The sequence below is a fragment of the Mycobacterium sp. MYCO198283 genome, assembly GCF_021213805.1.
GTDB lineage: Bacteria > Actinomycetota > Actinomycetes > Mycobacteriales > Mycobacteriaceae > Mycobacterium.
This window is the reverse complement of sequence record NZ_JAJQJI010000009.1, coordinates 111,206-127,772: the sequence shown is the minus strand read 5'-3', so window position 1 is coordinate 127,772 and position 16,567 is coordinate 111,206. Positions and strand designations below refer to the sequence as shown.

The 16,567-nt window shown below is 72.1% G+C and carries 16 protein-coding genes; 10 read left to right on the top strand and 6 right to left on the bottom strand.

Features of this window, described 5'->3' with window-relative positions:
- Positions 1 to 73: 73 nt before the first annotated feature.
- The gene (locus LV457_RS17485) at positions 74 to 1,543 is read right to left on the bottom strand and encodes an amidase (RefSeq protein WP_232172795.1); all 1,470 of its coding nucleotides are present in this window, start codon (positions 1,541 to 1,543) and stop codon (positions 74 to 76) included.
- A gap of 89 nt (positions 1,544 to 1,632) precedes the next feature.
- On the opposite strand from LV457_RS17485, the gene LV457_RS17480 reads away from it, so the two are divergent.
- Complete coding sequence (locus LV457_RS17480) at positions 1,633 to 2,208, top strand: TetR/AcrR family transcriptional regulator (protein ID WP_232172794.1); 576 nt, start codon at positions 1,633 to 1,635, stop codon at positions 2,206 to 2,208.
- A gap of 3 nt (positions 2,209 to 2,211) precedes the next feature.
- Here LV457_RS17480 and LV457_RS17475 read toward each other — a convergent pair whose 3' ends face one another.
- The gene (locus tag LV457_RS17475; protein ID WP_232172793.1) at positions 2,212 to 2,688 is read right to left on the bottom strand and encodes a hypothetical protein; all 477 of its coding nucleotides are present in this window, start codon (positions 2,686 to 2,688) and stop codon (positions 2,212 to 2,214) included.
- A gap of 229 nt (positions 2,689 to 2,917) precedes the next feature.
- On the opposite strand from LV457_RS17475, the gene LV457_RS17470 reads away from it, so the two are divergent.
- Entirely contained in the window at positions 2,918 to 3,745 is an 828-nt protein-coding gene (locus tag LV457_RS17470) for an SDR family oxidoreductase (protein ID WP_232172792.1), read from the top strand.
- 22 nt (positions 3,746 to 3,767) lie between these two features.
- On the opposite strand, the gene LV457_RS17465 is transcribed toward LV457_RS17470, so the two are convergent.
- Positions 3,768 to 4,313 carry a type 1 glutamine amidotransferase domain-containing protein gene (locus LV457_RS17465; RefSeq protein WP_232172791.1) on the bottom strand — a complete coding sequence of 182 codons (546 nt, stop codon included), beginning with the start codon at positions 4,311 to 4,313 and terminating at the stop codon, positions 3,768 to 3,770.
- A 148-nt stretch (positions 4,314 to 4,461) separates the two neighbouring features.
- Here LV457_RS17465 and LV457_RS17460 point away from each other — a divergent pair, with 148 nt between their 5' ends.
- The 4 genes from LV457_RS17460 to LV457_RS17445 all read left to right on the top strand — a co-directional run bounded on the left by LV457_RS17460 (position 4,462) and on the right by LV457_RS17445 (position 8,638).
- Complete coding sequence (locus LV457_RS17460) at positions 4,462 to 4,974, top strand: cytochrome P450 (RefSeq protein WP_232172790.1); 513 nt, start codon at positions 4,462 to 4,464, stop codon at positions 4,972 to 4,974.
- 43 nt (positions 4,975 to 5,017) lie between these two features.
- Positions 5,018 to 7,003, top strand: a complete 1,986-nt coding sequence (locus tag LV457_RS17455) for a molybdopterin-dependent oxidoreductase (protein ID WP_232172789.1) — start codon at positions 5,018 to 5,020, stop codon at positions 7,001 to 7,003.
- A 26-nt stretch (positions 7,004 to 7,029) separates the two neighbouring features.
- Complete coding sequence (locus LV457_RS17450; protein ID WP_232172788.1) at positions 7,030 to 7,746, top strand: CoA pyrophosphatase; 717 nt, start codon at positions 7,030 to 7,032, stop codon at positions 7,744 to 7,746.
- A gap of 94 nt (positions 7,747 to 7,840) precedes the next feature.
- Entirely contained in the window at positions 7,841 to 8,638 is a 798-nt protein-coding gene (locus LV457_RS17445) for a cutinase family protein (protein ID WP_232172862.1), read from the top strand.
- Positions 8,639 to 8,645: 7 nt separating this feature from the next.
- Here the strand turns inward: LV457_RS17445 and LV457_RS17440 are convergent, their stop codons facing one another.
- The 3 genes from LV457_RS17440 to LV457_RS17430 are packed head-to-tail and all read right to left on the bottom strand — an operon-like array spanning position 8,646 to position 11,008.
- Positions 8,646 to 9,530, bottom strand: coding sequence for a sucrase ferredoxin (locus tag LV457_RS17440; protein ID WP_232172787.1), 885 nt, complete (start codon positions 9,528 to 9,530; stop codon positions 8,646 to 8,648).
- Entirely contained in the window at positions 9,527 to 10,750 is a 1,224-nt protein-coding gene (locus LV457_RS17435) for a cupin domain-containing protein (protein ID WP_232172786.1), read from the bottom strand. The genes LV457_RS17440 and LV457_RS17435 overlap by 4 nt, the downstream gene beginning before the upstream one ends.
- 9 nt (positions 10,751 to 10,759) lie before the next feature.
- The gene (locus LV457_RS17430; RefSeq protein ID WP_232172785.1) at positions 10,760 to 11,008 is read right to left on the bottom strand and encodes a BatC protein; all 249 of its coding nucleotides are present in this window, start codon (positions 11,006 to 11,008) and stop codon (positions 10,760 to 10,762) included.
- Between the two features lie 144 nt (positions 11,009 to 11,152).
- Between LV457_RS17430 and LV457_RS17425 the strand changes: the two genes are divergently transcribed.
- From LV457_RS17425 to LV457_RS17410, 4 genes are all read left to right on the top strand, one after another.
- Positions 11,153 to 13,108: an NAD(P)/FAD-dependent oxidoreductase gene (locus tag LV457_RS17425; protein WP_232172784.1), complete on the top strand. Its 1,956-nt coding sequence runs from the start codon at positions 11,153 to 11,155 to the stop codon at positions 13,106 to 13,108.
- Positions 13,101 to 14,126: a zinc-binding dehydrogenase gene (locus LV457_RS17420; RefSeq protein ID WP_232172783.1), complete on the top strand. Its 1,026-nt coding sequence runs from the start codon at positions 13,101 to 13,103 to the stop codon at positions 14,124 to 14,126. The genes LV457_RS17425 and LV457_RS17420 overlap by 8 nt, the downstream gene beginning before the upstream one ends.
- Before the next feature lie 118 nt (positions 14,127 to 14,244).
- Complete coding sequence (locus LV457_RS17415) at positions 14,245 to 15,108, top strand: alpha/beta fold hydrolase (protein ID WP_232172782.1); 864 nt, start codon at positions 14,245 to 14,247, stop codon at positions 15,106 to 15,108.
- A gap of 35 nt (positions 15,109 to 15,143) precedes the next feature.
- Entirely contained in the window at positions 15,144 to 16,565 is a 1,422-nt protein-coding gene (locus LV457_RS17410) for a wax ester/triacylglycerol synthase family O-acyltransferase (protein WP_232172781.1), read from the top strand.
- Positions 16,566 to 16,567: the final 2 nt, after the last annotated feature.

Genomic DNA, 16,567 nt, shown 5'->3' with positions numbered 1-16,567 from the left:
TACCCGCGTTGCCGTGCGCACAATCCCGCGCGCCCACACGAAGGGACGGCAACCCGAATGGGAAGCCGGGCGATCAGATCGGCGGTCGCCGGTCTGCCCACGGCAGCGCGTCCTCGACTTGGGCGGCCAGCCGCAGCAGCAACGACTCGCCCGCCAGCGGCGCGACGAACTGCACCCCGAGCGGCAGCCCGTCGGCGGTCCAGTGCAGCGGCAGCGAGATGGCCGGGCGGCCGGTGAGGTTGGCCAACTGGGTGTACGGCACCCACGACAGGTTCTCGTCGACCATGTCGTCGACGATCGAGGTGTGACGCAACAGCCCCGCCGCGCGGGTCTTGAGCAGCAGGTCGGCGCCGCGCTGCACCGCGACGGGCAGGTCGAACGCGCCGATCCGGGGCGGCGGGGTCGCCAAGGTGGGCGTCAGGAGCAGGTCGTAGGACTCGAAGAAGGTGGTGAGCCGGCGGGTGTGGTCGTGTCGGCGCTGCACCGCCGCCACGTAGTCGACGCTGCTCGTCGCCCGGCCGAGCGCGGCCAGGATCAGCGTGTCGCGTTCGAAGGCGTCGTCGCCGGCGCCGGTGCGCCGCTTCGCCTCGTCGACCTCCCACGCGGTGTAGACGAACCAGGCGAGCAGGAAGTCACGGGCCAGCGCGGCGTCGTCGAACGGCGCCGCCGGCAGGTCGTCGACGCGGTGCCCGAGATCGGTCAATGCCCGCACGGTGGCGTCGACCGCGGCGCGGGCTTCGGGGTGGGGCGCCGGGTTGATCGCCGACGGCACCCGGACACCGATGCGCAACCGGCCCGGGTCGGCTCCGACCGCGGACGCGAATGACGACTCGGGCAGGCCGGGGACGAACGGTCCGGACGGCTCGCCGCCGCTCAGCACGTCGAGCATCGCCGCCGTGTCGCGCACGGTGCGCGACACGACGCCCTGGACGGCGGCGCCGTGCATCGCTTCACCGGTGGCCGGCCCGGACGGGGTGAGCCCGCGGCCCGGCTTCAGGCCCACCAGCCCGCAGCACCCGGCCGGGATGCGGATCGACCCGCCGCCGTCGTTGGCGCCGGCGCACGGCACCACACCCGCCGCGACCGCCGCCGCCGAGCCGCCCGACGAGCCGCCGGGCGTCCGCGTCTGATTCCACGGGTTGCGGGCCGGTCCCCACAGCTCGGGTTCGGTGATGCCCTTGGCGCCGAACTCCGGGGTGTTGGTCTTGCCGAAGATCACCAGCCCGGCGTCGAGCCAGCGCTGCACCACCGTCGCGTGCTCGGTGGCCGGCGTGGTGCGCCACGCCCGCGACCCGGCCGATGTCGGAAGGCCCGCATAGTCCTGGGCGAGGTCCTTGATGAGGAACGGAACCCCGGCAAAGGCCCCGGTCCGCTCGACGTGCGGATCGGCGGGCACGTTGCGGACGATCGCGTTCAGCTGCGGGTTGACGGTGTCGGCCCGCTGCTGTGCCACCGCGAGCAGCTCGGCCGCCGACACCTGCTTGTCGGCGACGAGAGCGGCCAGTCCGGTCGCGTCGTAGGTCCGGTATTCCTCGAAGTCCATGCCATGACGGTAGGCCGCGCCGCGTCCCGGCGGCGGGACCGTGCGCCAAGGGAGTTCGCGGCCGCCGGCGACCGGCCTATGCTGCACGGATGGCCGGCGGCGAGCGCGATGTTCTGTCGCTGTGCGAGCGGCGGGCCCGGCGGGCGCAGGCGGACCCGTGGCTCGTGGCCGCCGGCGAGCTGCTCGCCGAGGTGCCCTACCGCGGGCTCACCCTGCCGGCGGTGGCCGCGCGCGCCGGCACCACGGTCGCGGACCTGATGGCGCACCATCCGACCAAGGACGCGCTGATCGCCGGCGTCTACCTGCACCGGCTGCAGGCGCTGCCGGTCGAGATCGACGCCGACGCCGGCGTGGTCGAGCGGCTGCGGAGGCAGGTGCAGGCGGTCGCGACGCTGTTCGCCGACAGCCCGCAGCTCGGCATCGCCTGCAACATCGCGCTGATGCGCAATGACGATCCGGCCGTCATGCCCGTGCGGGCGGACATCTCCGCCGAAATTCGTCGCCGCATCGCCGCCGCGCTCGGACCGGGGGCGTGGCCCGAGGTCCACAACACGCTCGAGACGGTGATCTGCGGCGCGTTGCTGCAGGTGGGTGCGGGAATGCTGAGCTATCGCGACATGGTCGACCATGTCGACACCATGTTCGCGTTGCTCTTGCCCGAATAGCGGTCAGACGCGCTGGGCCGACCGGCGCGCGGCGGTGCCCTGCCGCGCACCGCCGGCGGGGGCCGCAGCGGCGGCCGGCGGGCGGGTGCGCTGCTCGTCGCGGGCGATGCGGCGGCTGAGGAGTCGCTTGCTGCGCTTCGACAGCGCCGAACGTCGGGCGACCAGTTCGTCGAGCTGCTGCCAGCTCAATCCGTCGAGGTCGCCGTCGCTGTCGTGGGTGGCGATGACGACGCCGCCGTGCATCACCGGCACCGACTTCGCCGAGAGCTTGGTGGTCGCCAGCAAAAGCTCGGTGGCGATGCGATTCGCGCGGCGCTGGCACCGCTGCGGCGCCGGGCTGAACCAGAAGTCGAATTGTCCGTCGCTGCTCGTCAGGCAGTGCAGGCCCTTACCGTCGAGCAGCGCGGCGAGATCGGCGTTGCTGTACGCGCGGGTTTCAAAGACGGCGCCGCTGGCGCTGAGGTACAGGACCGTGTTCATGGTGGTGTCCCATTCGTCGCTTTCTTGCTGCGGAATGCGCGAGCGAGCGCCGCGCTGTTACTGAAGTTACCCGTGTGACATTTGAGTCAAACGCCGATCACGGTTTGATCTCGCTCGCCTTTGTTCCGCCGAGCGTGCGTCGAGTGCACGCCATGTGCGGCGTGTCGACGGGCAAACACGCACGCTCGCGGGAACAACGGACAACGCCTGACCCAGTACCGTGCCCGGCATGGCATCGGTAGCGGTGATCACCGGGGGCGCGGGCGGCATGGGGATGGCGACGGCGCGCATCCTCCGGAGCCGGCATCGGGTGGTGCTCGCCGACATTCGGCAAGACCGGCTGGACGCCGCGGCGCGTGCGTTGGGAGACGTCGTCCCGGTGCACGCCGATGTCACCGACCGGCAGGCCGTCGACCGAGTCTTCGCGGCCGCCGCCGCCCCGGGCGACGTCAGCGCCGTGATCCACGCCGCGGGCGTCAGCCCGAGCATGGGGGACGCCGACTACGTCATGCGGACGAACGCGATCGGCGCGTTGCACGTCAACGAGGCGTTCGTCGAGGTCGCCGCGACGGGCGCGGCGATCGTCAACGTCGCGTCGATGGCCGCGCACCTGCTGCCGGAGGAGGTCATCCCGACCCAGCAGTTCCCGCTCGCGCTGCGTGACCCGGCGGCGTTCCTCGACGCGATGGCGGCGGCCTGCAGCATCGCCCCGCAGGAGTCGCGCTCCGGGATGGCCTACGCGGTGAGCAAGGCGTTCGTGCGCTGGTACAGCTCGTCACAGGCCGAACGGTTCAACCGCCGCGGCCTGCGGATCGTCTCGGTGTCCCCGGGATCGGTCGACACCGAGATGGGCCGGCTCGAGGAGCAGGCCGGCGCCGGCGCCCTGGTCGTCGATGCCGCCGTGCCGAGGTGGGGCACCGCCGAGGAGATGGCCGAACTCTTCGCGTTCTGCGTGAGCGACAAGGCCGGCTATTTGACCGGCACGGACATCCTCAACGACGGCGGTGTCGTCGCCTCGGTGCGGGAACGGGCGCGGCAGGCCGCCGACAGCGCCTGAACGCCGCTGTCGAGGTGGCCCGTCAGCCGGCGGCGATCGCGTCGGTGAGCGCCGTGCAGAACGCGTCGAGGTCCTTCGGGGAGCGGCTGGTGATCAAGTTGCCGTCGACGCAGACCTCCTCGTCCACGACGCGCGCGCCCGCGTTGCGCAGGTCGGTGCGGATGCTGGGATAGGACGTGAGCGTCCGGTCGCGGACGACGTCGGCCTCGACGAGCGTCCAGGGTCCGTGGCAGATGGCGGCCACGGGCTTACCGGACTGGACGAAGCTCCGCACGAAGGCGACGGCCGCGTCGTCGAGCCGCAGCTTGTCGGGGTTCACGGTGCCGCCCGGCAGCACGAGCGCGTCGAACTCGTCGACCGTGGCATCCGACACCGCCCGGTCGACCGGGAAGGTGCCCGCCGGCTCGAGGTCGTGGTTGCGCGCCTCGATGTCACCGGTCTGCAACGACAACAGCTCGACTCGTGCGCCGGCGCCTTCGACCGCGGCCCGCGGCTGTTCCAGCTCGACCTTCTCGACGCCGTCCGCGGCCAGGAAGGCGACCGTGCGTCCCTGCAATTCATTCGCCATGACGTCCTCCTTTGTAGAACGCCGACCGACTACCCGCGCCGGCCGGATCCAATCAGCGGTGCCGACGCACCAGCTCACACCCCGCCCGACGATGTGAGATTGCCGACCGGATGCGACCGTATCCCGTTGCGCGCCATAGCCTTGACGCATGTCAGGTGGCGGCGTGCACGTGCTGGCGCCCGTCAGCGTCGGCCGGGAGCACGGTTTCGAGGCCGCGCTCTCGGCCCATATCCATCGGGCCTGCTGGCTCGCCGGGCAATCGTGCCGCATCGCCGATCTCGACCGGCTCGACGCCTTCGTCGCCCGGGCGCTCGCGGACCTGGCGACGCAGCGCCGGACGATCGTCGTCGACGTGATCACCGGTGACGGCGACGACGTCCGGCCCGACCCCGTCCGCGCGATGTGCGTGCTGCTCGGCATACCGGCTGCCCACACCCCGCGCGTGGCGCGGTGGGCGGCAGCGGCATCGGTGGACCCGGCGGTGCTCGCGCAGCTGTGCGGGTACATCGACGTCCTCGTCGCGGTGCGTTGCGGCGCGCCGACCAGCGACCTGCTCACCGCGCTCATCCACGCCGAGCACGACGGCGACGAACTCGATTCGGACGACATGCGCGTCGTCGTCGCCGCGCTGCTGTGCTGCGCGGCAGCAGCAGCCCGGTGATTTCACCTACGGCGGCCCGGCCCGGGGAGTACGTTCCGGCGGTATGCGCACGGTGCGGAGCTTCTGCCGCGTCTGCACGTCGGTCTGCGGAATCCTGGTCGACGTCGAGGGCGACGACGTGGTCCAGGTGCACGGCGACCACGAGCACCCGTTCTCCCGCGGCTACACCTGTCCGAAGGGCCGGGCGCTGCCGCAGCTGCACCACCACCCGGATCGCCTCGAACGGCCGCAGCGGCGTATCGACGGCAGGCTGCAGGACACCACCTGGGACGACTGCCTCGACGACCTCGGCGCCCGGCTGAAAGCCGTCATCGATCGGCACGGCCCGGCGTCGGTCGCGTTCTACTTCAGCACGATGGAGAGCGCCGGCTTCCGGATGGCGGAGGCGCTGCACGCCGCCATCGGTACTCCGGCCAAATTCAGCCCGCTGACCATCGACGGCACCGCCAAGCCGCTGATCTCCGATCTGGTCGGCGGGTTCATCGGACTGTCGGGCCGGACCGACCTGGACGCCGCCGAGTTGCTGCTGCTGGTCGGCGTGAACCCGGTGGTGTCCCACGGGCACGCGATCTCGATGCCCAACCCGACCGGCACGCTGCGTGACATCGCGCGGCGCGGACAGGTGTGGGTGATCGACCCCCGCCGCACCGAGAGCGCGCGGCTGGCCACCGGCCACCTCGCCCCGCGGCCCGGCACCGACCACGCGCTCCTGGCGTACCTGGTGCGGGAACTGCTGCACGACGGCCGGCGGCCCGCCGCACCACTGCAGGGCCTCGACGCGCTGATCGCGGCCGTCGAACCGTTCACCCTCGATCGCGCCGTCGCCGAGGCCGACGTCCCGGCGCACGAGCTGACCGAGCTGCTGGCGGCGGTCCGCGCGGCTCCCTGCGTCGCCGTCGAGACGGGCACCGGCGTCACGATGACCGCCGAGCGGGCCAACGTGACGCAGTGGCTGGCCTGGGTGCTGATGATCCTCACCGGCGCCATGAACCGCCCCGGCGGCACCTGGTTCCATCCCGGGTTCGCCTACCAGCTGGAGACGTTCGGCGAATTCCTGCCGGTCTCTGCGCCGGAAGGGTCGTTCGGGCCGGGGCCGGCCAGTCGTCCCGAGGCGCAGGCGTTCATCAACGAATGGCCCTGCGCCGTCCTGCCCGACGAGATCGCAGCCGGCAACATCCGCGCCCTGATCAACGTCGGCGGCAGCCTCGTCACCTCGTTCCCGGAGACCGGCACGCTGATCCCCGCCCTTCAGCAGCTCGAGGTGTTCGCGAGCACCGAGATCATCGCCAACGAGACCACGGCACTGGCGACGCACGTGCTGCCCACCAAGGACCCGCTCGAACGCCCCGACATCACGATCCACGACATCCTCAGCTCGCGGGTTTCGGTGCAGTACACCCCCGCCGTCGTCGAGCCGGTCGGTGACCGCCGGTCGATGTGGTGGGTGTTCGCCGAGCTCGGCCGGCGGCTCGGATACGACCTCGGCACCCTCGGCGATCCCGCGACGAGCAGCGACGACGACGTGCTCGCGGTGCTGCTCGCCGGCGCCCGCGCCACCTACGACGAGGTGGCCGCCACCGGCTGGGCGGAGGCGCCGCGGGAACTCCCGGCGCCGTGGGTGGACGACCACATCGCCCGGATGGGCGGCTGGCGTATGGCGCCGCAGCTGCTGGTCGACCAGCTGGCCGGGCTGGCGCCGCCCGCCCCGCTGGTGATGGTGCCGCGCCGGCAACGCCGAAAGCTCAACGCGCAGCTCGACTTCCTCGGTGAGCGCCCGGAGATCCTGATCCATCCACTCGACGGCGCGGCGGCGGGCGTGGTGACCGGACAGCCGGTGACCGTGCGCAGCGCCAACGGCGAGCTGACCGGTGTGGCGAAGGTCGACGACTCCATCCGGCGCGGCGCCGTCTCGATTCCGCACGGCCACCACGCGGCGAACGTCAACCGGCTCACCAGCAAGGACGACATCGACGTCGTCACCGGCATGGTGCGCTACTCCGGAATCCCCGTCAGCCTGCATCCGGGGTAGCCCAGCGCCGCGCCTATGGTGCAACGGTGACGATCAGCTACGACGAGTCGCTGCGGGCGCAGGTCGCCGCGCGGCTCGCGAGCCATGAGCGCCGGACCGTGGACGACCCGACGCGGCGCCGCGCGGCCGTCGCGGTGGTGCTCGTCGACTCCGAGACCGGCGAGGACCGCGTCGACCCGGCGCCGGTGGACGACTGGATCGCGGGGCGTCCGATGGAAGCCGGCCTCGACGGCCGCATGGTCGGTGTCTCGGGCGGCGCGGCGTTCCTGCTGTGCCGCCGGGCGTCGCGGTTGAGCTCGCACGCCGCGCAGTGGGCGCTGCCGGGCGGCCGGCTCGACCCGGGCGAGACGGCGGTGCAGGCCGCGCTGCGCGAGGTCGACGAGGAGGTCGGCATCCGGCTGCCGGAGTCGTCGGTGCTCGGCCTGCTCGACGACTACCCGACGCGCTCGGGTTACGTGATGACGCCGGTGGTCATCTGGGGCGGCGGCCGGCTGGACCCGCACCCGGCACCCGACGAGGTGGTGGCGGTGTACCGCGTCGGCCTGCACCAGCTGCTGCGCGACGACTCGCCGAGGTTCATCACCATCCCGGAGAGCCCGCGGCCGGTGGTGCAGATCCCGCTGGGCAACGACCTCATCCACGCGCCGACCGGTGCGGTGCTGCTGCAGCTGCGCTGGCTGTGTCTGGAGGGCCGCCACGACCCCGTCGACCACCTCGAGCAGCCGGTGTTCGCCTGGAAGTGACGCTGCCCGCTGTAACGGCCCACCCCGCACCCGGCGATGAACCCTTGGACGTGGCGGCGCCGAGTGCGCCGGGTGGAGAGGACTTTTCGTGGTGATGGGTCGAGTGGCGACAGCGGTCGCGATCATGGGCTTCGCGATCGGTGGGCTGGCCACCGGAACCGCGGCCGCGGCACCGGGATGTGCCGACTACCACTTCATCGGGGCGGCCGGCTCCGGTCAGCGTGACGGCGCGGGGCTCACCGCCAACGGCGGCATGGGCGACGTCGTCTACGCCACCTACCGCCAGCTGAGCGCCGACGTAGCGGCGCGCGGCGAGACCATGACCGCCGAAGCCGTGCAGTACCCGGCCGCGCCGGTGCCCCTGGACGAGGGCGGACTGGGCGAGTGGCTCAGCTTCAAGAACAGCGTGATCGCCGGCACCGACGCGGTGGCTCAGCAGTACCGCGCCTACACCGCGCAGTGCCCGACGTCGAAGGTGGTGCTGGCCGGCTACTCGCAGGGCGCGATGGTGGTGCACCGCAACCTCTACGCCCTGGCCGGCGACCCGCAGCTCGCGGCCGCGCTGCTGGTTGCCGACGGCGACCGGCTGCCCGGCGACACCACCATCGACCTGGGGTCGACGGCCGGAAAGCCGACCGCCGGCAAGGGCGTCGCACAGGAGCACTACATCCTGGCCTCCACCAACACCGCGCCGCTGCCGCCGGCCGTGGGCGCGCGCACCGTCAGCGTCTGTGATGTGGGCGACCCGGTGTGCGACTACAACCCCGACACCACCGAGATGACGCCGGCTGAGATCGCCGTTCACACCTCGTACGCGCCGCGCGTGCAGACGTGGGATGCGCCGCTGGCGGGCCTGCTGACGAGCACGCCGCCGGCCACCCGGCCGGTCTAGGCGACGCTCAGCGTCGGATCGAGGCGAGCGTGAAGAGCCGGACCGGCCCGGGGACGTGCGCCGCGCACTGGGACAGCAGCGGGGCGCTCATCTGCTCGGTGAGCCGCACCTCGATCGGCCCGTCCTCGTGGTCGAGCACGACGAGCGTGCCGGCATCCTCGGTGTCGACGCGCAGCGGCGGCAGGCCGGTGACGCGGTCGTCGCCGTAGGTCTGCCGCGCGAAGTGCTGCGCCGCCTGCACCGCATGCGGCAGACAGGTGCGGCCGCGCAGGAAGCGATCGTCGATCCGCCCGTCCAGATACCACCGCACCAGCCGCGCCGAGTCGGTGGTGTCGACCCGGCCGTAGCACAGGCCCTCCGGCAGCACGAGCATGGTCGCCGCGAACCGGTCACCGCCCAGATGTGAACACTCCCAGGTGATCTCGGGATACTCGGCGGCGATGGCGCCGACGGCGGCCCGGCCCCGCTTCGCGCAGCACTGGTCGTGCTTGCCGTGCGCGCAGACCGCCACGAGCGGATCGGCGGTGCGTTCGCCGTCGGAGCCGTCGAGCGCCAGCTCCAGATAGTCGGCCGGACCGTCGACTTCGCCGCGGTACAGCGCCTCGGCGCCCGGCTCGCAGTGGGCGACGAACCAGCGCCAGCGCGGGGTGGCGGACCGCCTGCCGTGGCGCCGGATCGCGGTGATCCGCATGCGCGCGGCTTCGGCTCGGCGGACGACGGCCCGGCCCAACTGCGGGTCGATGATCGCCGGTGACTGCAGGAACGCCGAATGTCCCCAGGCGCCACTCAATTCGAGCAGCAGCCAGGTCTTGCCCGCGCCGGCCGTGCCGAAGATCGGGTCGTTGCGGCGGAGCGACTGGTCGCTGCAGGGCGGTCGCTTTTCGGCCGTCATCCGCGCGAGGGCTGGTCCGCGGCGGGCACGACGACGGCCTCCCGCAGCAGTCGGCGGATCAGCACCGTGGCGTCGGCGCGGTCGAGGCCCGGCAGCCCGTCGGCGTCCGCCACCTGGCCGCGGTGCAGCGCCGTCACCGCCGCCGCGCAACTCAGCGGGAAGGTCATCGTGCGGTCGGGCAGCCGCAGCACCACCCGGCCGTCGGCGTGCTCGATGCTCGCGACGAGGCCGCGGCGCCAGTGCACGCGGGTCGCGGCGGCGTGCGCCGTAGCGGCCAGCGTCGCGAGCGGTCGGACCGGGACGGGGCGGGTGCGTTCGCCGTGCCGGCGCACCAGGCGCGCCGCGGCACCACTGCTCATCGCCGCCGCGTCGTCCTGCAGCGCCTCGACCATCTCGGCCATCACCTTGGTCACCGTCGCGATGATCTCATCGCGGTCCGTGGGATCGGTGGTCATCGGCAGCGACCGGCGGAATTCGGGCAGATCGGCGAGCTGGTCCACGACAGCCCGCGCGACGTCGACACCGGTGACGGCGGAGACGCCAATCGTCAGGTGGATGGACGTCGAGTCCAGCGCGTGCGCCGCATGCACCCAGCCGCGGGGCAGGTAGAGCGCATCGCCCGGTGAGAGCACAGTGTCGATAACGGCATCGTCGGACACCCGCCGCGTGATCGCGTCGCGGTGCTGCGTCCAGGGCTGATCGGGCAGCGGGTGCTCGTGGACGGGCTGGTGGACGACCCACCGCTTCTCGCCGGCGACCTGCAGCACGAATACGTCGTGCACGTCGTAGTGCGGGTCGAAGCCGCGGTTGGTCGGCGGTGTGATGTAGGCATTGGCCTGCACGGGATGACCGAGGTCGTCGACCGCGTCGCGGACGAAGTCGATCAGCGGCGGCCACAACCGGTGCAGCCCCTGCAGCACGATCGTGGCGCCGGCGGCGAACTGCGTGAGCACCTTCGCGGAATCCACCTGGTCGGGCATCTCGGCGCCGAAGCCGGCCGGACCGAGATAGCAGTCGCGGGCCAGCACCTCGCCTTCGTTGGCCAACCGGATGAACGGCGCGCGTACCCCGCGCTCGGCGATGAGCTCGTCGACCATGGTCGGTGACAGCAGATCGCCGAAGTCGCGGGGCAGCGCGTCCGATCGGCTGAGCAGCGGCTTCTTCCCCCAGTACTCGCGAGCGAACGTCGCGGGGTCGGTGGCGACGCAGCGGCTCAGCATCGCGGCTGGCTAGGCGGAGCCGTCGGCGCCGCCGTCGTGGCCGTCGGGGTTGGAGCCGCCGTCGGCCGGGCCTTCGCCACCGGCGGAGCCGTCGGCGCCGCCGTCGTGACCGTGCGGATTCGAGCCGCCGTCGGCCGGGCCTTCGCCACCCGCGGAGCCGTCGGCGCCGCCGTCGTGACCGTGCGGATTCGAGCCGCCGTCGGCGGTGCCCTCGCCCCCGCCGCCCGAGGTGGTGATGTCGTCGTCGTCAAGTGCCATGAGGGGTCCTTTCGGGGCCGGGTGTGCGGAAAGTGGTTGCCCCTCGTGTTTACCGCGAAACGTTCGTTCGGAACACGGAATGAGCGGCGTGCCGATACGATACGACCAGTAGCGCAATGGTCCTGGTGGCTCGGAAGGAGCTCGATGCGGAGCCGGTACGCGGGCATCCCGTTCGAGACGCCCACCGAGGAGATCGCCGCGATGCTGGCCGACGTCAGCGTGCCGACCCTGCTGCTCAGCCTGGTGCACATCACCGGCGACACCCGCTTCATCGAAGACTTCGCGCAGGCGGGCCTGTTCCTCAACGAGATCCAGGGTTTCATGAGCGCAGAGGACAAGGCGCGCGCCCGGTCCGTCGCGCTCGACGTGCTCACCGACTACCGCGACCGCGGCTGCCCCGAGCCGGCGCCGCTGCCGCCCGACGTCATTCGGCAGATGATGAACTGGGCGGCCTGCGAGCCGGTCGGCGAGGAGTACCTGCCGCTGCTGAGCGAGGAGCTGGATCTCGACGGCGTCGATCCCCGCCGCCCCGACCCGATCCCGGCGAGCGCGGCCGCCGAGCTACCGGTGCTGGTGATCGGCTGCGGCGAGTCCGGGCTGCTGGCCGCGATCCGGCTGAAGCAGGCCGGCTTGCCGTTCACCGTCGTCGAGAAGAACGCCGGCCCGGGCGGAACCTGGTGGGAGAACACCTATCCCGGCGCCCGCGTAGACGTCGCCAACCACTTCTATTGCTACAGCTTCGAACCGAGTAACGACTGGCAGCACTTCTTCGCCGAACAGCCCGAGTTGCGCCGCTACTTCGAGGCCGTCATGACGAAACACGGTGTCGGCGAACATGTTCGGTGGCAGACCGAAGTGGTCTCCGCCGAGTGGGACGATGCCGCCGGGCGGTGGACGGCAAGGGTGCGTGGGCCCGACGGGTCGACCTCCACGGTCGAGGCCCGAGCGATCATCAGCGCCGTCGGCCAACTCAATCGCCCTGCACTGCCGGACATTCCGGGCGCCGACGCGTTCACCGGCCCGGCGTTCCACTCCGCGCGATGGGACCACGACGTCGACCTGACCGGCACGCGCGTCGCGCTGATCGGCGCCGGCGCCAGCGGCTTCCAGATCGCCCCCGCGATCGTCGACCGGGTGAAGCACCTGACCGTCTTCCAGCGCACCGCGCAGTGGATGTTCCCGAACCCGATATACCACGACCGCGTCGGCGACGGCGTCCGCTGGGCGATGACGCACCTGCCGTACTACAGCCGCTGGTACCGCTTCCTGGTGTTGTGGCCGGGCGCCGACAAGGGCCTCGACGCCGCCCGGGTGGACCCCGACTACGCGGATCAGAGCCACGCCGTCAGCGAGGTGAATGCGTTGGCGCGGCTGATGTTCACCGATTGGATCACCACCCAGGTGGGCGACGACGCCGAGCTGCTCGCCAAGGTGCTGCCCGACTATCCCGCCACCGGCAAGCGCACATTGCAGGACAACGGCACCTGGATCGCCACGCTGCGCCGCGACGACGTCGACCTGGTCCGCACGCCGATCGAGCGGATCACGCCGACCGGCGTCGTCACCGCCGACGGCGAGGCATACGACGTCGACGTCATCGTCTACGCCACCGGGTTTCGCGCCACGGAGCTGCTGTGGCCGATGCGGATCACCGGCCGCGACGGCCTCGACCTCCGCGAGGTGTGGGGCGAGCGGCCGTACGCGTATCGCAGCATCACGGTGCCGGGCTTTCCGAATTTCTTCCTCACCTACGGCCCCGGCGCGCACCTGGCCCACGGCGGCAGCCTGATCTTCAACTCGGAGCTGCAGCTGCGCTACATCACGCAATGCCTGGCGAAGCTCGCCGGCGGCCTGCACTCGATGGAGCCGACCGCCGAGGCCACCGAGCAGTGGCGCGCCCGCTCGCAGCAGGCGATCGCGCAGACGGTGTGGGCGCATCCGTCGATCGCCCACTCGTACTTCAAGAACTCCGCCGGCGAGATCCACACCGTCAGCCCGTGGACGCTGCCGGAATACCACGCCGCGGTGCGCGAACCGGTCTGGTCCGACTACGTGCTGCGGCCCGCGAGGGCGGCGGGAAAGGTGACGGCCGATGCGTAGCGTCCTGGTCGACGGCCCCGGAGCCATCCGCGTCGACGACCGTCCCGACCCCGTGTTGCCCGGCCCGGACGGCGCCGTCGTCGCCGTGACCGCCGCCGCGATCTGCGGCTCCGACCTGCACTTCTACGACGGTGAGTATCCGCTGCTGGAGCCGGTGGCCCTCGGCCACGAAGCGGTCGGAACGGTCGTCGAGGTGGGGGCCGACGTCCGCACCGTCGGTGTCGGCGACCGCGTGATGGTGTCGTCGGTGGCCGGCTGCGGGCACTGCGGCGGCTGCGCCACGCTCGACCCGATCCGGTGTTACTCGGGGCCGCAGATCTTCGGGACCGGCGCGCTCGGCGGCGCGCAGTCGGAGCTGCTGGCCGTGCCCGCCGCGGACTTCCAGTTGCTTGCGCTGCCCGAGGACATCGACACCGAAGAGGCGCTGCTGCTCACCGACAACCTGGCGACCGGCTGGGCGGCGGTGAAGCGGGCTGACCTGCCGATCGGCGGCACGGCCGTCGTCATCGGGTTGGGCGCCGTCGGACTGTGTGCGGTGCGCAGCGCGCTGTTCCTCGGCGCCGCAACGGTTCTCGCGGTCGACCCGGTACCGCAGCGACGGGAGCGGGCCGCGCTGCTGGGTGCTACCGCCGTGGCGCCGACCGCGACGGCGGCGGCGCTCGAGCGGACCTCCGGCCGCGGGGCCGACGCCGTGATCGACGCCGTCGGCAACGACGCCACCATCGCCGACGCGTTGACCGCGATCCGCGCCGGCGGCACGGTGTCGGTGGTCGGGGTGCACGACCTGCAGCCGTTCCCGTTTCCCGCCACGATGGCGCTGCTGCGCAGTGTCACGCTGCGCATGACCACGGCGCCGGTGCAGCAGGCCTGGCGGGAACTGGTGCCGCTGGTGCGCGCCGGTCGGCTGCCCCTCGACGGCATCTTCACCACCGAGCTGCCGCTGGAACGGGCGGCCGCGGGCTACGCCGCGGCGGCCGCCCGCTCCGGCGACGTCGTCAAAGTGCTGCTGCGGGTCTAGGAGGACCACCTTGTCGGGTGGCGTGCAAGTACCCATAGCGCGGCCGCTCGCGTGGTCTAATGACGCCATCGACAGGGTGTGGCGGCCGCGAGGCCTTCCGATGCCGCGGGTACCGAGGGTGCCCGCGTTGGCGCCGGTCGGCCAGCTGCCGGACGGCGAGGTGGTCGACCTGCCCGGCCGCGGCAGCACCTACGTCTACGACTCCGGCCCGTCCGACGGCCCGACGTTCGTCCTGCTGCACTCGCTGGCCTGCACCGGGCTGATGACCTGGTATCCGGCGCTGGAGATGGTCCGCGAATACGGCCGCGTGGTGGTGTTCGACCAGCGCTGCCACGGCCAGGGCATCACGCCGCCGCGGCTGTTGCTCGAAGATTGCGCCGACGACGTCGCCGCGCTCGCCGACGTGTTGGGCATCCGCAGCGTCGTGCCGGTCGGCTACTCGCTGGGCTCCCTTGTCGCGCAGCTGGTGTGGCGGCGCCATCCGCAGCGCGTCGACGGGCTGGTGCTGTGCGCGGCCACCGCCGCGGTGAGCCGGGCGAGCTACGAGCGGCTGGCGACGGGCGTGTTCGCGGCGCTGATCGACGCCGTCGGTCCGGCGCCGCGCCGCTGCGATCCCGCGGCGGCGGTGGCCGAAGGTCTGCTGCGCGACCACCAATGGCTGCTCGGCCAGGTGCGCGCCACGTCCCCGGGTGGCATCGCCCGGGCGATGGCCGAGGTGGTGCGGTTCGACTCCCGCTCGTGGGTGCACGAGATCGACGTGCCGACGGCGGTGGTGGCGACCATGAAGGACCGGGCGTTCGGTGTCGCGCGGCAGCGCTGGCTGGCCGAGCACATCCCGGGCGCCGAGCTGGTGCCGATCGACGCCGGGCACGCCGGCTGCACGTTCCAGCCCAGGGAGTTCGTCGCCGGTCTGCGACGCGCGATCGACTCGGTGCACGGCCGGCTCCCGCAGCCCACGACCTACCAGCGGGCGATCAACTAGCGGTTCGACCGCCCGGCAGGGAGGAGCGCGGCGCGGTGAAACGACTCAGCGGCTGGGATCTGCTGCTGCTGTCCAGCGAGACGCCCAACGTGCACCAGCACACCCTGAAGATCGCGGTGCTCGACACCACCGAGTTCGAGGGCGAGGCGACCTTCGAGGTCTTCCGCGAGGTATTCCGCGACCGGCTGCGGGTGCTCGACCCGTTCCGTTATCAGCTGACCCAGGTTCCGGGCCGGTTCCATCGCCCGGTGTGGCGCGAGAACGCGGAGGTCGACCTCGACTACCACCTGCGCCGCGTCCGGGTGCCCGCGCCGGGTGGCCGCCGCGAACTCGACACCGTCATCGGCGAGATCGCCGGCACCGCGCTGGACCGGAGCCGGCCGCTGTGGCAGCTGTTCTTCGCCGAAGGCCTCGTCGACGGTCGTGTCGCCGTCATCGGCAAGGTGCACCACGTCGTCGCCGACGGCGTCGCGTCGGCGAACCTCATGACGCGGGCGATGGTGTTGCCCGACGCCGAACCGTCCGGCGACGCGCGTCCGACCGCGCCGTCGAGCAACGCCGAGGTGCTGCGGTTCGCCGTCCGCGACCACGTCGCGCGGCTCGGCAAGCTGCCCGCGGCGGTGAGCAGCGGCGTGCGCGGCGCCTACCGGCTGCAACGCCGCGCGCGGCAGCGCCGCGGCCATCCGGAGCTGGCCGACCGGTTCTCGCCGCCGCCGACCTTCCTGAACCACCGCGTGTCACCGGGACGGACGTTCGCCAGCGCCACCTTGTCGTTCGACGAGGTCAAGGAGGCGGCCAAGCGTGCCGAGGCGACGATCAACGACCTGGTCCTGTCGATCGCGGCGGGCGGGCTGCGCCGGCTGTTCGCCGATTACGGCCACGCCGCCGACCAGCCGCTGATCGCGTCGGTGCCGGCGGCCACCGACACGTCGCCGGACCGGATCGCCGGCAATGCGCTGTCGACCATGTTGGTCTCGTTGCCCGTGCAGATCGACGATCCGGTCGAACGGCTGCAGCTGATCCGGACGTCGACCCGCATGGCGAAGGAGGACCACGAACTGCTCGGCCCGACGCTCGTCGGCGATCTGCTGGAGTTCGTGCCACCGGTGGCCACGCGGACGGTCTTCCGCGTGACCTCACGCCGCGACGCGCCCAACCCGCTGTTCAACGTGATCGTGTCGAACGTGCCCGGCCCGCGCGAGCGCGGCCGGATCGCGGGAGCGGTGGTGACGGAGATCTATTCGGTCGGTCCGCTCGCCACCGGGTCGGCGATGAACATGACGGTGTGGAGCTACGTCGACCAGCTCAGCATCTCGGTGCTGTCCGACGACACCACGTTTCGCGACACCCACGACGTGACCGCCGCGATGATCGCCTCCTTCGCCGAGCTGCGCACCGCCCTCGGGTTCGAGCAGACGGCCACCGAGGTCGAACCGGCGCTGCCGCAGGTGCGCTGAGC

Coding starts and splice junctions, on each gene's coding strand:
- LV457_RS17435 (WP_232172786.1), bottom strand. CDS start 10,750: ATGCTGAGCCGCTGCGTCGCCACCGACCCCGCGACGTTCGCTCGCGAG.
- LV457_RS17460 (WP_232172790.1), top strand. CDS start 4,462: ATGTCAGGTGGCGGCGTGCACGTGCTGGCGCCCGTCAGCGTCGGCCGG.
- LV457_RS17430 (WP_232172785.1), bottom strand. CDS start 11,008: ATGGCACTTGACGACGACGACATCACCACCTCGGGCGGCGGGGGCGAG.
- LV457_RS17470 (WP_232172792.1), top strand. CDS start 2,918: ATGGCATCGGTAGCGGTGATCACCGGGGGCGCGGGCGGCATGGGGATG.
- LV457_RS17465 (WP_232172791.1), bottom strand. CDS start 4,313: ATGGCGAATGAATTGCAGGGACGCACGGTCGCCTTCCTGGCCGCGGAC.
- LV457_RS17485 (WP_232172795.1), bottom strand. CDS start 1,543: ATGGACTTCGAGGAATACCGGACCTACGACGCGACCGGACTGGCCGCT.
- LV457_RS17455 (WP_232172789.1), top strand. CDS start 5,018: ATGCGCACGGTGCGGAGCTTCTGCCGCGTCTGCACGTCGGTCTGCGGA.
- LV457_RS17475 (WP_232172793.1), bottom strand. CDS start 2,688: ATGAACACGGTCCTGTACCTCAGCGCCAGCGGCGCCGTCTTTGAAACC.
- LV457_RS17445 (WP_232172862.1), top strand. CDS start 7,841: ATGGGTCGAGTGGCGACAGCGGTCGCGATCATGGGCTTCGCGATCGGT.
- LV457_RS17420 (WP_232172783.1), top strand. CDS start 13,101: ATGCGTAGCGTCCTGGTCGACGGCCCCGGAGCCATCCGCGTCGACGAC.
- LV457_RS17480 (WP_232172794.1), top strand. CDS start 1,633: ATGGCCGGCGGCGAGCGCGATGTTCTGTCGCTGTGCGAGCGGCGGGCC.
- LV457_RS17425 (WP_232172784.1), top strand. CDS start 11,153: ATGCGGAGCCGGTACGCGGGCATCCCGTTCGAGACGCCCACCGAGGAG.
- LV457_RS17440 (WP_232172787.1), bottom strand. CDS start 9,530: ATGACGGCCGAAAAGCGACCGCCCTGCAGCGACCAGTCGCTCCGCCGC.